This is a genomic window from Gaoshiqia sediminis (assembly GCF_025907915.1).
GTDB lineage: Bacteria > Bacteroidota > Bacteroidia > Bacteroidales > Prolixibacteraceae > Gaoshiqia > Gaoshiqia sediminis.
Genome location: NZ_JAPAAF010000042.1, coordinates 1 through 13,106, shown reverse-complemented (window position 1 = coordinate 13,106; position 13,106 = coordinate 1). Strand labels below are relative to the sequence as shown.

At 46.4% G+C, this 13,106-nt stretch carries 11 protein-coding genes; 4 read left to right on the top strand and 7 right to left on the bottom strand.

Annotation, left to right across the window (positions count from 1 at the left end; translation table 11 throughout):
• The first annotated feature begins 101 nt into the window (after positions 1–101).
• From ligA to nspC, 4 genes are all read left to right on the top strand, one after another.
• Positions 102–2,108: an NAD-dependent DNA ligase LigA gene (ligA, locus tag N2K84_RS17690; RefSeq protein WP_282593167.1), complete on the top strand. Its 2,007-nt coding sequence runs from the start codon at positions 102–104 to the stop codon at positions 2,106–2,108.
• Between the two features lie 143 nt (positions 2,109–2,251).
• Entirely contained in the window at positions 2,252–2,749 is a 498-nt protein-coding gene (locus N2K84_RS17685; protein WP_282593166.1) for a DUF6913 domain-containing protein, read from the top strand.
• A gap of 11 nt (positions 2,750–2,760) precedes the next feature.
• The gene (gene dapA, locus N2K84_RS17680) at positions 2,761–3,642 is read left to right on the top strand and encodes a 4-hydroxy-tetrahydrodipicolinate synthase (protein WP_282593165.1); all 882 of its coding nucleotides are present in this window, start codon (positions 2,761–2,763) and stop codon (positions 3,640–3,642) included.
• A gap of 100 nt (positions 3,643–3,742) precedes the next feature.
• Positions 3,743–4,888 (top strand): carboxynorspermidine decarboxylase, encoded by a 1,146-nt coding sequence (gene nspC / locus N2K84_RS17675; protein ID WP_282593164.1) that lies wholly within the window; start codon positions 3,743–3,745, stop codon positions 4,886–4,888.
• Between the two features lie 344 nt (positions 4,889–5,232).
• On the opposite strand, the gene N2K84_RS17670 is transcribed toward nspC, so the two are convergent.
• The 7 genes from N2K84_RS17670 to N2K84_RS17640 all read right to left on the bottom strand — a co-directional run bounded on the left by N2K84_RS17670 (position 5,233) and on the right by N2K84_RS17640 (position 12,510).
• Positions 5,233–5,613, bottom strand: coding sequence for a YcxB family protein (locus N2K84_RS17670; RefSeq protein ID WP_282593163.1), 381 nt, complete (start codon positions 5,611–5,613; stop codon positions 5,233–5,235).
• 107 nt (positions 5,614–5,720) lie between these two features.
• On the bottom strand, positions 5,721–6,125 hold the full coding sequence (locus N2K84_RS17665) for a flotillin-like FloA family protein (protein WP_282593162.1): 405 nt from the start codon (positions 6,123–6,125) through the stop codon (positions 5,721–5,723).
• Between the two features lie 160 nt (positions 6,126–6,285).
• Positions 6,286–7,743 (bottom strand): PIN-like domain-containing protein, encoded by a 1,458-nt coding sequence (locus tag N2K84_RS17660; protein WP_282593161.1) that lies wholly within the window; start codon positions 7,741–7,743, stop codon positions 6,286–6,288.
• Between the two features lie 215 nt (positions 7,744–7,958).
• Positions 7,959–8,672 (bottom strand): hypothetical protein, encoded by a 714-nt coding sequence (locus N2K84_RS17655; protein ID WP_282593160.1) that lies wholly within the window; start codon positions 8,670–8,672, stop codon positions 7,959–7,961.
• A gap of 308 nt (positions 8,673–8,980) precedes the next feature.
• Positions 8,981–9,199 (bottom strand): hypothetical protein, encoded by a 219-nt coding sequence (locus tag N2K84_RS17650; protein WP_282593159.1) that lies wholly within the window; start codon positions 9,197–9,199, stop codon positions 8,981–8,983.
• 250 nt (positions 9,200–9,449) lie between these two features.
• Positions 9,450–12,287, bottom strand: coding sequence for a TIM-barrel domain-containing protein (locus N2K84_RS17645; protein WP_282593158.1), 2,838 nt, complete (start codon positions 12,285–12,287; stop codon positions 9,450–9,452).
• A gap of 55 nt (positions 12,288–12,342) precedes the next feature.
• Complete coding sequence (locus N2K84_RS17640) at positions 12,343–12,510, bottom strand: hypothetical protein (RefSeq protein WP_282593157.1); 168 nt, start codon at positions 12,508–12,510, stop codon at positions 12,343–12,345.
• Between the last annotated feature and the right edge of the window lie 596 nt (positions 12,511–13,106).

The window sequence follows — 13,106 nt, the reverse complement described above, 5'->3', positions numbered from 1 at the left end:
GGAGTATATCCATCATTCACACCTTACCGATGTTAATAATGTTACCTGCTGATTGGCCCTCATTCCCGCCGGATTTTGTAATTTAGGGCAAATTTTTTTCGATGGACAAAACGGCAATCAAACAGCAAATAGACCAGCTCCGCCAAGAACTGGAAAAGCATAATTACCAGTACTATGTACTTTCGCAGCCGCTTATCAGCGACTTCGAGTTCGACATGAAGCTGAAGGAACTGGAAAAGCTGGAAGCGGAGCACCCCGGGTTTTTCGACCCAAATTCGCCGACCCAGCGCGTGGGCAGCGACATCAACCAGGAGTTTGTGCAAGTGAAACACCAGTACCCCATGCTGTCGCTCTCGAACAGCTATTCCCTTGGCGAACTGCGCGATTTCGACCAGCGTATCAAGCGGCAAATTGACGAGCCGTACGAGTTTGTGTGTGAGCTGAAGTTTGATGGCACCTCCATCAGTCTGAGTTACGAAAACGGACAACTGGTGCGGGCCGTTACCCGGGGCGACGGCGAAAAGGGCGACGACGTTACGGCCAACGTGCGCACCATCCGCAGCATCCCGCTAAAACTGAGCGGAACCGACTACCCCGAGAAGTTTGACATCCGCGGCGAAGTGCTGCTGCCTTTTGCCGTGTTTGCCGAGCTGAACCAAGCCCGCGAGGAAATTGGCGAAGCTCCGTTTGCCAACCCGCGCAACGCGGCCAGTGGCACGCTGAAAATGCAAAACTCGTCGGAAGTGGCCAAGCGCAAACTGGATGCCTATTTTTATTATCTGCTGGGCGAAAACCTTCCCGACGACGGCCATTACGAAAGCTTGCAACATGCCAAACGCTGGGGCTTCAAAATATCCGAACACATCCGCAAGTGCGCCACCATCAACGAGGTGATCGACTACATCAACCATTGGGACCACGAACGCTTTAACCTGCCCGTGGCCACGGATGGCATCGTCATCAAGGTGAACTCCAGACGATTGCAGAACAACCTAGGCTTCACGGCCAAATCGCCACGCTGGGCTGTCGCTTATAAATTTAAGGCCGAACAAGTGAGCACCACGCTCGAGTCGGTGAGTTTTCAGGTAGGTCGGACGGGCGCCGTAACGCCGGTGGCCAACCTCACGCCGGTGCTGTTGGCCGGCACCATCGTGAAGCGCGCCTCGCTGCACAATGCCGACATCATCAACAAGCTCGACCTGCACCTCAACGACGTGGTTTTTGTGGAGAAAGGCGGCGAAATCATCCCCAAAATTGTGGATGTAAACGCGTCGCTGCGGCACCCGATGGCGCAAAAAATCAGCTTCATCACTCACTGTCCGGAATGTGGCACCGAGCTGGTGCGGCGCGAAGGCGAGGCTGCCCACTACTGCCCCAACGAAACAGGATGTCCGCCACAGATCAAAGGCCGGATTGAACATTTCATCAGTCGCCGGGCGATGGATATTGACGGACTTGGTGAGGAAACCATCGAATTGTTGTACAACGAAGGACTGATCCACAATATCGCCGACCTGTACGAACTCACTGCCGGCCAGCTCGTCCCGTTGGAACGCCTGGGCGAAAAATCGGCCGAGCGGATATTGAAAAGCCTCGAAAATTCGAAAAACGTTCCGTTTGAACGGGTGCTGTTCGCGCTGGGCATCCGCTTTGTAGGCGAAACCGTGGCCAAAAAACTGGCACAAAAACTGGTCAGCATCGATGCTCTTCAATCAGCCAGCCTGGAAGAGTTAACCGCTATCGATGAAATTGGCAGCCGCATTGCCGAAAGTGTGCTGGCTTATTTTCAGGACATCCGAAACCTGGAAATAATCCGCCGCCTGAAAGAGAAAGGCCTGCAATTTGAGCTCGATCAATCCGTTATTAGTGAACGCAGCAACAAACTCGAAGGGTTGAGCATTGTGATTTCGGGTACCTTTGAAAAATACTCGCGCGACGAGCTAAAAGACCTGATCGAAAAGCACGGCGGGAAAAATGTCGGATCGATTTCGAAAAAAACCTCGTATCTGCTTGGAGGCAGCAACATTGGCCCCTCCAAACTGGAAAAAGTGGAAAAGCTGGGCGTTCCGGTTTTGTCGGAAGAGGATTTCCTGAAAATGATAGAATAACAGATTCGACCGGGCTGAAATTACAATAACGAATTATTTCAGCATTTCCGGTTTCAATTTAAAATAGGAAAGAGATTTTCAGGATTACTTTTTTTAAAATAAGGGCTATTTCATAAACAAATTCTTATTTTTGCCGTCATTTTATGGGACTAAAAAAACAACTGGTTTATTGGCTGGTCAACCGAAAGGTAAAATCCATCCGGCGAAACAAAAAGTTCGTCAACCTGGATTCGGCAAAAACCGCCGGGATCGTTTTTAATTGCGAAGACCGGGCCGCTTTCGAGGACCTGAAAAAGACCTTGTCGCAAAAGCACATCAAATGCACCGAGCTGTGTTTTATCGCTGGTTCGGCAGACAATTTGGCCAATTGCATCAGTAATAATGACTTTAGTTTCTGGGGGATGCCCAAGAGCAGTGTGTTGACCGATTTCCTGAATACCGAATTTGATTTGCTGATCGACCTCAGCATGTCTTCGTCGGTACAGGCACAGGTGATACGCGCACTTTCGCGGGCTTCGTTTAAAGCAGGATGGTCGGAAGCCCAACCCGATTTTTTCGACCTCAGTATCGATGTCAGCAAACGCCGGGAACCGAGTTTTCTGGTTGCGCAACTGACCCATTATTTGGATAAAATAAAATAAACAAAACACGCATGACACACCTTTTTAAAGGCGCGGGCGTTGCCCTGATCACTCCGTTTAAACAAGATTTTTCAATTGATTTCGATGCCCTGGAAAAACTGGTGGACGACCAGATTTCGGGCGGCATGGATTATTTAGTGGCATTGGGAACAACTGCCGAAACCCCTACCCTTTCTGCCGATGAGCAAAAGGAAGTAGTGAAATGTATCAAATCGAAAGTCAACAAACGGGTGCCCCTCATGCTGGGAATGGGCGGAAACGATCCTTACAAAATCATCAAATGCATGGAAGAAACCGACTTTGACGGCATCGCCGGGATTTTGTCGGTAACACCTTATTATAACCGCCCGTCGCAACAAGGCTTGGTTGAGCACTACAAGCTGGTGGCCCAAGCCAGTCCGGTGCCCGTGGTGCTGTACAACGTGCCTTCGCGCACCGGCGTAAACATGGATGCCGCCACCTCGGTAGCCATTGCCAATGCCTGCCCCAACGTGGTGGCCATCAAGGAAGCCTCCGGCGAATCGTCGCAGGTGGCGCGGATGGTAAAGCACGGTCCCGATCATTTCTCAGTGATCTCGGGCGACGATGTGCTGGCCCTCCCGGTGATTGCCGTGGGCGGTATCGGCGTGATTTCGGTGATTGCCAATGCCCTGCCCAAACAACTGGCAGATTTGGTTCACCTGGCCAACGACGGCAAATATGCCGAAGCCCGCGAACTGCACCTGCAACTGATCGACCTGTTCAAGCTGATTTTCCGCGAAGGCAATCCTGTGGGCATCAAAGCGCTGATGGAAATTATGGGCAAAAGCAGTCATGTGGTGCGCCTGCCGCTCTACCCCGCCAGCGAGGAATTGCGTCGCGACCTGGAAGAAGAGCTGAAACGGATTCTCTAAAAATATTTAGCATATTTGCGGTTGAAAGCATTGGTCGGCAGCCAAAAGCTTTCAACCGTTTTTATTTACACGAAATCATTCACTTTTAAATTGGCAAACCATGCGCGTTGAATACCCTGAAATCCCGTCTCCCTGCTATGTGCTGGAAGAAAACCTACTTCGGAAAAACCTGGAACTGATTCAATCGGTGGCCGAACGTTCGGGAGTAGAAATTATCCTGGCTTTCAAAGGGTTTGCCATGTGGAGCGCCTTCCCCATAGTGCGCGAATACATTACCGGGGCCACGGCCAGCTCGCTGCATGAGGCCAAACTTTGCGCCGAAGAAATGAAAAGCCCCGCCCACACCTACGCGCCGGTGTACGACGAGGAAACCTTCCCCGAAATCATGCAACTGTCGAGCCACATTACCTTTAACTCGCTGAGCCAGTACGAACGTTTCTACCCGATGGTGCGCCAGTCGGGCAAGAATATTTCGATGGCGCTGCGCATCAACCCCGAGTTTTCGGAAGTGGAAACCGAGCTGTACAATCCCTGCGCCCCGGGTTCGCGCCTGGGCGTGATTGCCGAACAACTGGGCGGCAAACTGCCCGAAGGCATCAACGGGCTGCACTTCCACACACTGTGCGAGTCGTACTCCACCGACCTGGAAAAAACCCTCGCTGCCGTGGAAGAAAAGTTCGGTCCCCTGCTGAAACAGGTGAAATGGCTGAACATGGGCGGCGGCCACCTGATGACCCGCAAAGGGTACGATGTGGAGCACCTCATTGAAATTCTGAAAGGATTGAAAAGCCGCTATCCGCAACTGCACGTCATTCTGGAGCCGGGCAGCGCCTTTGCCTGGGAAACCGGCTTTTTGAAAGCCTCCGTGCTCGACCTGGTAGAAAACAAAGGCATCAAAACGGCCATGCTCAACGTGTCGTTCGCGGCCCACATGCCCGACTGCCTCGAAATGCCCTACCAACCGCGCATCCGTTACGCCAGTTCGCAGCCGGTTGACGGAAAACCGACCTACCGCATGGGCGGAAACACCTGCCTCAGCGGCGATTATTTTGGCTACTGGTCATTCGACGAAGCACTGCAAGTAGGCGACAACCTCATCTTCGAAGACATGATCCACTACACGATGGTGAAAACCACTTTCTTCAACGGGGTACAGCACCCGTCCATCGGCATCATCCGGGCAAACGGCGAATTCGAACTTATCCGCCGGTTTGGTTACGAAGATTATAAAAACAAGCTGAGCTAATGGGTGCGGCGATTTGTAATCGCCGGTTGTATATTACGCGATTACAAATCGCGCCACCCGAATGCCTGGCTTCCTCATTCCCGTCATTCCGGCGCAGGCCGGTAGCTGTGCCGGACAAGTAAACCTTTTTTGATACCACATGGCTTGTTTTGTTGTTAGAAACGACCAACAGCTCACCTCTCGTTTCCGCTTCGCTAAGTCAAAGGGGGAGTTTGGGGGCAGACAGGGCGAGAAAACCGCTAAGCCGATTACCGGCTAAGCGGTTAAATGACGAAAAGGCGCAGGTGAAATTCACAAAATAACCGAATTACAAATTCGTACAAGCAGAACGGCAACCTCTCAATTTACCTTGTCTTAATTCGTTGTACAACATTCTCGTTAAACCACTCCCGATCACTTTTATGTTGAAACGCACTTACCGGGATATAAATAAACTGTGCCTTTGAAATGTACAGAAGGTAATGATGTTTCGTTTGCACCACCTTGATAAAAAGCGTATTCATAATTACACTTGAGGAGCCATCATCCAGAATGCCCACAAGTTTCTCCCCGTCAATTTCGTAATAACGATCAAGTAAAAATAGCTTATTGTCTTTCGATCGGGCAAAATACCAAAATTGAACAACTATCAGAATCTGGGAAAGCAAAAGAATAGACAGTAAAATAGTACTCACCTCGTCCCTGGCACTTAGGGCCAAAATCAGGATCAGTATCCAAATCCACATCAAAAGAAACTTTCTCTTATGGAGATAGGTCACCAACAGAATTTTAAAAAACTCAGATGCGGTTAGTTGAATGTTTTTCGTTGTTATCATTAGGTCTGTAATATCGGTTATTCAAACATCGGCTCCTGTTTTCCTCGCTTCACAGCTTCGGTTTTTACTGCTTCGAGCAGGTCAACACCCTGTATATCGGCAGCCGTGGCCTTGTCAAAGCTTAGTTTGAGTCCTGCTTTTTTAGCAGCAATCAAACCATGAACGACATTGGTTACATTTCCTCCTGCCAAATGATGGGCTTCCAACTGGTCACGACTTAAAGGCACTCCTCCTTTATGCGACATGATCATAGCCTGGATAATCAGGGCCGGAGGTGTTTTGCGAAAACGCATCAGAAAGATCTCCATGAGTGATACGCGCACGCCTGACACCATCGCTGTAAGCCAAAGGCCAATAGGCACGTAATACAAAACGATTAACACTCCGGTAATTAGAAAAATAGTGATCAGAACAGTTTCCATAAGGTTCTTTTTTAGGTTTTGGTTTTTCCTTAAAAATCGGATGAGTAAATTATCAAAAAAGGTACAAATTGAAAATTAGCGCCAGCAGGAGGTTGGGCTCATTAGGATTGCCGATCCAGCCAACCGCCGACTTTAGCATATCCGGAAGAGCAGGGGGTTTTTATTGCGTGTTGCCAGTAGTACTTGTTTTTTCAGTATCATCATTTGAGTCTGCAATTTTGTAAAACTTGTCACCGTCCTCATTGGTATAGCCTATAATTAGATTAAAATCATTTTCATTTTGTCTTAAAAGTTTTGCTGGATTTTTTCGAACTAAATGAGCGGCTATGCTTTCAGCTTGTAACTTATCACGACATACAATAATCTGTGTTAAGCGTTCTAAAAAATATGATTCAATAATTTTTTCCTTTTTAAATAAAATTGCTTGAATTGGCTTAAGAAGTGATGTATATCTTGATCCACGACCTTTATAAATTGAAAATCCATGGTTTTTACTTTCTTTTGTCGCTAATAGAAAATCTAATCCCCCATCCTTTTCATTACCTTCAAAAGTTAACATCATATCACTATCATAATTGTGGAAAATCCAGTCTCCAATTGCAGAATCATCAAATTCATGTGATTTTGCCCTATATACTTTATTTACTTCTTCTAGTGCTTTATCTTCAATTTTTAACTTTAAAATTTCCTTTATTTTGAATAAAAAGTCGTTTGAATTATACATCCAGAACCCATTTTCGTTAACAGAAAAAAATTCTGAGATTAATTCATGTCTGGGTATTTTCAAGTTCCTGTTACCATCAAAATGCCACCAATCTTTTTTATTATCATTTGTTACCAAAATCACAGGTTTCTTTTGTTCTTCTGAAAATTTTAAAATTTGTTTCCAAAAAATTAAATCACCATATTTTTGAAATCCAGTTTTCTCATCAAAATCCTCATAACCAGGCGGAATTTCATTTTTGTACCTAAATTCCCCTTCCTTAATAATTTCTATTAAGTCCGTATAGTTAAATTCTAGACCAATTTTAAAATATTTTTCGATACTGACTTTAACAGGGTCTTTATCTTTTATTGATTCGATTAACTTAACCTTGTTCTCTATATCAGACTCAAGCTTTTGTCTAAATTCATTAAGCTCCTTATCTGTTTTCAATAAATAATTCTCTAGTAATTCTATTCTCTTCTCTAATAAATCAAAATAGCCTTCTTCAAAATATGGATGTTTATCATTCTTTTGCGTCTTTTGAATAAGTGTCTTTAATTGTCCTTTGGCTATAGTTACTTCTTCCTTTTGAAATTTCTTGACAATTGATAATATTTCATCAAAGTGCCCACTATCTTTAGTTCCGCTATTTTTTATTAAAAGATTCTTATAGGACTCAATTGGTTTAGTCATTACCTTTTCTCTATTTTTCATGTATTCAAAATACACTTGAAAAGGCAACCATAAACGATTCTTTATTTTATTAAAAACAGTTTTAAATATTTCCTCTTGCGTATGAGTTGAATAGTAATAAAAATCTAAAATGGAAGAAGTATCAAATACAATAATTGCATTCTTTATTAATGCATCCTCTTCCTGATTTGGTAATTGATATTTATTATAGTTCTGCATTGTCTTTTTGTATTACTGGCAACGGTTTGGCTATGTGGAGTGCGGGACTTTGAAATACTTCACAGTCAGGCTGCCACTGAGCCAATTCGTTTATTCATATTTTTGTTTTTATAGCCAAATCGTCAAAGACGAATTGGCGGTGTTGCCACGAAGAACTGCGGTTGAAATACCAGCTGAACCCCGCATTACATATAGCTTTTGTTACCACCTGTTTTTTATTCACAATTAACGTTTATCTCTTTACAATCAGACAATTTTCTCAATTCTTTACCTTTAATATCTTCAGCAGTCAAATCAAGTTGCATAATCCTGTCCATATCAAATTCAATTTCCCAAATTGCCTCTTTTTCTGTTTCGTCATTTGTTGCTTTATACAGAAAACGACTATTTGAATATTTAAAAAATTCTCGTGGTCGGTCGTCAATATCCATCATTTTAAAAATCTCTTTGTCCTTATTTAGGTCAAAAACGCTAAAACCTGCCAAGTCGGAATTATATATAGAAAAAAGAAGTCCGTTTTCAATGTCAACTGAAACACAGCCTCCAATTGTCTGAAACTTTTCTCCTTTGTCATTTATAATGATAGTTTGTCCATCATAGTCCCCAAACTTTGAAATAACAATATGGTCATTTATAATTTCATTGTAAACCAATAGTCCATAATGACCTCCAACAGGTTCAATTTCCGAAAAGTTAATTGAGTCAATTTTCTTCCCATTTCTTAATATTTCAATTTTTGCTTTGCAATATGGAATATCTGGTGACTCAATTAAGGATTTATATTGAGTGATTATCACATCAATATTTTTGAGAGATTTTTTAATCTGAGTTTCTTTTATCTCTGTGTTTTTTTGTTGTCCGAAAGAACTAATCACAGCCAAGAAAAGCAGATTAATGATTAAAAGTATTTTTAGGTTTTTATGTCTCATCTTCGGTTTTTAAAATTGGTGGTAACGTCTCTGTATATTTATAATGAAACTTATTTCTTTATTCCCGGGCCAACATATAACGATATTGTTCCGGTTCCGGTGTGTATCTTAAATGGGTTAGAGCCGGTATTCCTTTTTTCCCACCCCTAAATTTACCACATCCAATTCAAAAAATCTTCTGTTAATTACGGGAAGTGCACAAAAGTTTTCAACAGCTTCAACCGGAATCATAAAAAAATGGCTAGTTAAGGCATTCACCTGCTTAGTTGTCTTGTTCGCCATTCTGGTTGTCTCATTCCCGCCGCTAGTTAACGTGTTCTCCACGTTAGATGCCTCATTTTATCCGCTAGATGACATATTCCCGTCTCTAGGAGCTTCATTCTCCTCTCTAGGAAGGTCATTTTCTTCTCTAGGTACCTCATTCCCCTCTCTGGTAGCCTCATTATCCTCTCTGGTAGCCTCATTATCCTCTCTGGTAAGCTCATTCTCTTCTCTGGTAGAGGCATTCTCCATTCTGGTAAGCTCATTCCCCTCCATTTTGAGGTAAAAAGTGCTGATTTTAGCTAAAAAAGATCAAAAAACCGGAGAATATGGCATTTTGATGCTTATCCAGGGCAGTTTTCGCCCAAAATAGACAGTCATGCGGCGTTGAAATGGCCAAACAGACCATTTTTCATTATTCACGCAAACGGAAACGGGGCAAAACAGCTGCCCGGGCTTGCTTAACGACAAGCCGGACGAGCTGTTCTGCCCCGCCTTACTTAAATTCAGCTAAAACTATAGTTGGATTACCTGTTGCTGCCCAGTGTACGTTACCTCCACCGCTTCGGATGTTTCGTCGGGCAAGGCCAACGGCTTTTCGCGGGTAATCAGTTTCAGGCGGAAAACCCGCTCCTTCACCATCCCCTCAAACTCACCCTGCCGCGGATGAATGGTCAGCGTTTTATCCGCTTCGGAATAGGTCAGCGCCGTAACGCTAAACCCGCCTTTTTCATAATTGTAGTTGGTGCCTTCATCCTCATAGAGCTTGAAGGAGGCATCCTTACCGCCATAAATATACAGGTCGATGGGTGCAGCTTCGTTTTGACCGGTGTATTCAATTTCGGGCCCCACGGGGATGATAGAACCTTCGCGCACAAACACGGGCATCCGTTCGTAGGGAGCTTCCGCGCTGACCTGTTGTCCGCCATCTGTATATTCGCCGGTGTACAGGTTATACCAGCCGCTGTTTGCCGGGAAATAGACTTCGCGCTGGCGCTGCTGATACTGGTGCACCGGACAAATCATCAGCGACGGGCCAAACAGGTATTGGTCGCCCATGTTGTGCACGCGCCGGTCGTCGGGAAAATCCATGGCCAGACCGCGCATCAGGGTGTAGTCGTCGTGATAAACCGCCCCGGTCAAACTGTAGATGTAAGGCATCAGGCGGTAGCGCAACTTGTTGTAGTACAACATGGATTTGTACGCCGGATGACTTTCGGGCGCCAGGTTGTAAATTTCGCGGAAGGGGTACTGGCCATGCACGCGGAACAGCGGCACAAAAGCGCCAAACTGATACCAGCGCGTATTCAGCTCGCGCCATTCCTCCATTTCGGGCGATCCTTCTTTGGCCCGTTCAAATTTCTTTTGCACACAAAAGCCGCCAATATCCATCGTCCAGTAAGGCAAGCCCGACATGGAGAAGTTGATCCCGGCCGGAATCTGGGCCTTCAGATCCTCCCAGCAGGTGCCAATGTCGCCGCTCCAGGTGGTGGTGCCGTAGCGCTGCATACCGGCAAATCCCGAGCGGGTGAGGATAAACACACGGTCGTCGGGGTTTTTCTCCCGTTGTCCTTCATAAATTCCCTTGGCATTCATCAGGGCAAAAGCGTTGAAATATTCGGTGGATGTGCCCAAAGCCGTCGGGTTCATCAGTTGCTTGCGGTATTCCACGCTGGCATTCGACAAAATATCCGGTTCCGTGGCATCCAGCCACCAGGCATCAATACCCAGCGAATACAGGTGTTCGTCAATCTGTTTCCAGAACAGTTGACGGGCTCCGGGACTGTAGGCATCATAGAAAGAGCCGAGGTACCCCGGAGAGATCCAGTCGAGCACACTGTCTTTAATGGCTTGCTGGTACATCCAACCCTTTTCGGCAAACTCGTTGTAATGCTCGGTGCCATAGTAAAACTTGGGCCACACCGAAATCAGGATGCGCGCATTGTTGTCGTGCACGAAATCGATCATTCCCTTTGGATCGGGGAAGCGTTTTTTGTCAAACTCGTGACTGCCCCACTGGTCCGCTTCCCAGTACGACCAGTCCATTACAATATTGTCAATCGGGATATGTCGTTTGCGGAACTCTTTCAACGCTCCTTCCAGTTCTGCCTGGGTTTTGTAGCGTTCGCGGCTCTGCCAGAAGCCCATGGCCCATTTGGGCATCACCTGGGCTTTGCCGGTCAGCTGGCGGTAGTTTTTAATCACCCCGTCCATGTTGCCGCCTTTCACAAAGTAGTAGTCGATTTGCTTGCCCATCTCCGACCAGAACGAAATGTCGTCCTGCACATCCGGGGCCACGGGCGAAAGAGCTTTCAGGCCAATGTACGACACGCCGCCATCGGGAACCCATTCCAGTTTCAGATGGTATTGTTGTCCTTCTTTCATATCCACCTGAAATTTAGCCACCGAGGGGTTCCAGGCCGTACGCCATTTGTCGGCCAGCAGCTGCCCGTCGATCCAGATTTTGGTGTAGCCCGCATAATACAACAGGAAGTTGAACAGACCACTCTCCCGGGGCTGCAGGTTGCCTTCCCAGGTAATTTGCGCCTGGTTGAAGTTGAAACCTTCGGGGAAATTCCTGATCGTTTCCAGGTTTTCGTAGTCAATGGTGGGTTCATCCCGCTCGGTAAAAACATGTCCCTGGTCGGTATCGTCGATGTAGGTGGCTGTCAGCCCGCCTTCTTCCCCGTTTTTGTTGAAGAGGACAAACTGGTCGAGTTGGCCGTACGGGCGCGGATCGCCATAGCGCGAAAAAGAATAATTGTCCCACAGCAAGCCATAGTTTTTGGTGGACATGATAAAAGGCACCGACACTTTGGTGTTGTACTGAAACAATTCCTCGTTCCGGCCTTTGTAGTTCATCTCGTCGGCCTGATGCTGGCCCAGACCGTATATCGCCTCGTCGTCAGCCGATTCAAAAACCTGGCGGAGGCTGTAGCCGCTTTCACCGTCCACCCGGATGGGCACCAGCTCTTTGCCGCCTTGTTCTTTTTCGCGCAACAGGAGGTTTCCGTCGGCATCGAAAAACTGAACCTCACCGGTTGTTTTCGACACCTTCACCCGGGTTTCGGCAGTGGCAATCACCAGCAGATCGCCCTCTTCGGTGACCTCAAAAGCTACGGGTTGAAGGCCGGGCAACACAACCAGACTCTGTTCGGTGCTGAAACTGGTATCGGCACTCGCCGACACCTGGATAATCTCTTCGCCCAGCGGAACAATCCGGACAGACCGGGCCCCGTTTTCGGCGGTTCTCGTTGGAAAGACAGTGACTCCGTCCTGACTCACGCTCCAGTTTTTTTGTGTACACGATAAGGCAATCAGGCTGATCAGCACAAATGAAATTACTCTGTTCATGTTGAATGGTTTTAGTTGTGGTATTCGTTTTATAGCAGTTATTTAATATGCAAGTTTACGGTTCCAGTGCTTTCATGATCGCTTGCACGGCATCAGGATAAACCTGTTCGCCGGTTGAACGGTTAAACAATCCAAACCCGGTGTGCCCATTATCCCAGTAGAAATACACCTGCTCCAAGAAACGAAACTTATCCCGCCCGGGAAATTTTTGGTAGGTATTCATCGTGTTGGGTTCAGAAATTTGAGCCTAAAATACCAAGAATCAACCGATAAATAAAGCAAATGACAGCCGATATGTAAACTCTTTGCGTGTTTTCTACAAAAAGATAGAAGCAAAATCCACAAACATCCAACACGACACTCATTTACTGGCGTTTAACCTAAATTGAAACGCATTAACCGATAGCAAATAATCGTGAAAAAATATCTGTCAGATCACCTACAGACCACCAGTTACCAAATGAACCCGCGCAAAGACATGCTGCGCCCCGCCCCCTTGCAAAAAAGGCCCCAAACACAACCACAACCGACAACATGCAGGGGAATCGCCTTTAAAATACAGTTTCCCCGTTCAATGCGTACACGCCTCAAAAACGCCTACTGCCTGAGGCGTTTCCGGCAGATGCCGGATAAGTTCATATGGGCTTTCCACCGGGCAATAGCATGTTGGTCACGACGTGACGTGACCGTACCAAGGTTTCCCGTTTTGGGGCGTTTCAGATTCTATCCGGCGTGTAAGAGGCTGTCCAAAAAGTCCTATGAGTTTTTTCAGAACTATCATATTGTAAGTCCAGCCCAAGTTCCTGACCCCTAAATCCC

Bases quoted from the DNA above. Each gene is read 5' to 3' on its own strand.
- N2K84_RS17685 (WP_282593166.1), top strand. From the start codon at position 2,252: ATGGGACTAAAAAAACAACTGGTTTATTGGCTGGTCAACCGAAAGGTA.
- N2K84_RS17655 (WP_282593160.1), bottom strand. From the start codon at position 8,672: ATGAGACATAAAAACCTAAAAATACTTTTAATCATTAATCTGCTTTTC.
- ligA (WP_282593167.1), top strand. From the start codon at position 102: ATGGACAAAACGGCAATCAAACAGCAAATAGACCAGCTCCGCCAAGAA.
- N2K84_RS17650 (WP_282593159.1), bottom strand. From the start codon at position 9,199: ATGAGCTTACCAGAATGGAGAATGCCTCTACCAGAGAAGAGAATGAGC.
- N2K84_RS17645 (WP_282593158.1), bottom strand. From the start codon at position 12,287: ATGAACAGAGTAATTTCATTTGTGCTGATCAGCCTGATTGCCTTATCG.
- N2K84_RS17660 (WP_282593161.1), bottom strand. From the start codon at position 7,743: ATGCAGAACTATAATAAATATCAATTACCAAATCAGGAAGAGGATGCA.
- nspC (WP_282593164.1), top strand. From the start codon at position 3,743: ATGCGCGTTGAATACCCTGAAATCCCGTCTCCCTGCTATGTGCTGGAA.
- dapA (WP_282593165.1), top strand. From the start codon at position 2,761: ATGACACACCTTTTTAAAGGCGCGGGCGTTGCCCTGATCACTCCGTTT.
- N2K84_RS17640 (WP_282593157.1), bottom strand. From the start codon at position 12,510: ATGAATACCTACCAAAAATTTCCCGGGCGGGATAAGTTTCGTTTCTTG.
- N2K84_RS17670 (WP_282593163.1), bottom strand. From the start codon at position 5,613: ATGTGGATTTGGATACTGATCCTGATTTTGGCCCTAAGTGCCAGGGAC.
- N2K84_RS17665 (WP_282593162.1), bottom strand. From the start codon at position 6,125: ATGGAAACTGTTCTGATCACTATTTTTCTAATTACCGGAGTGTTAATC.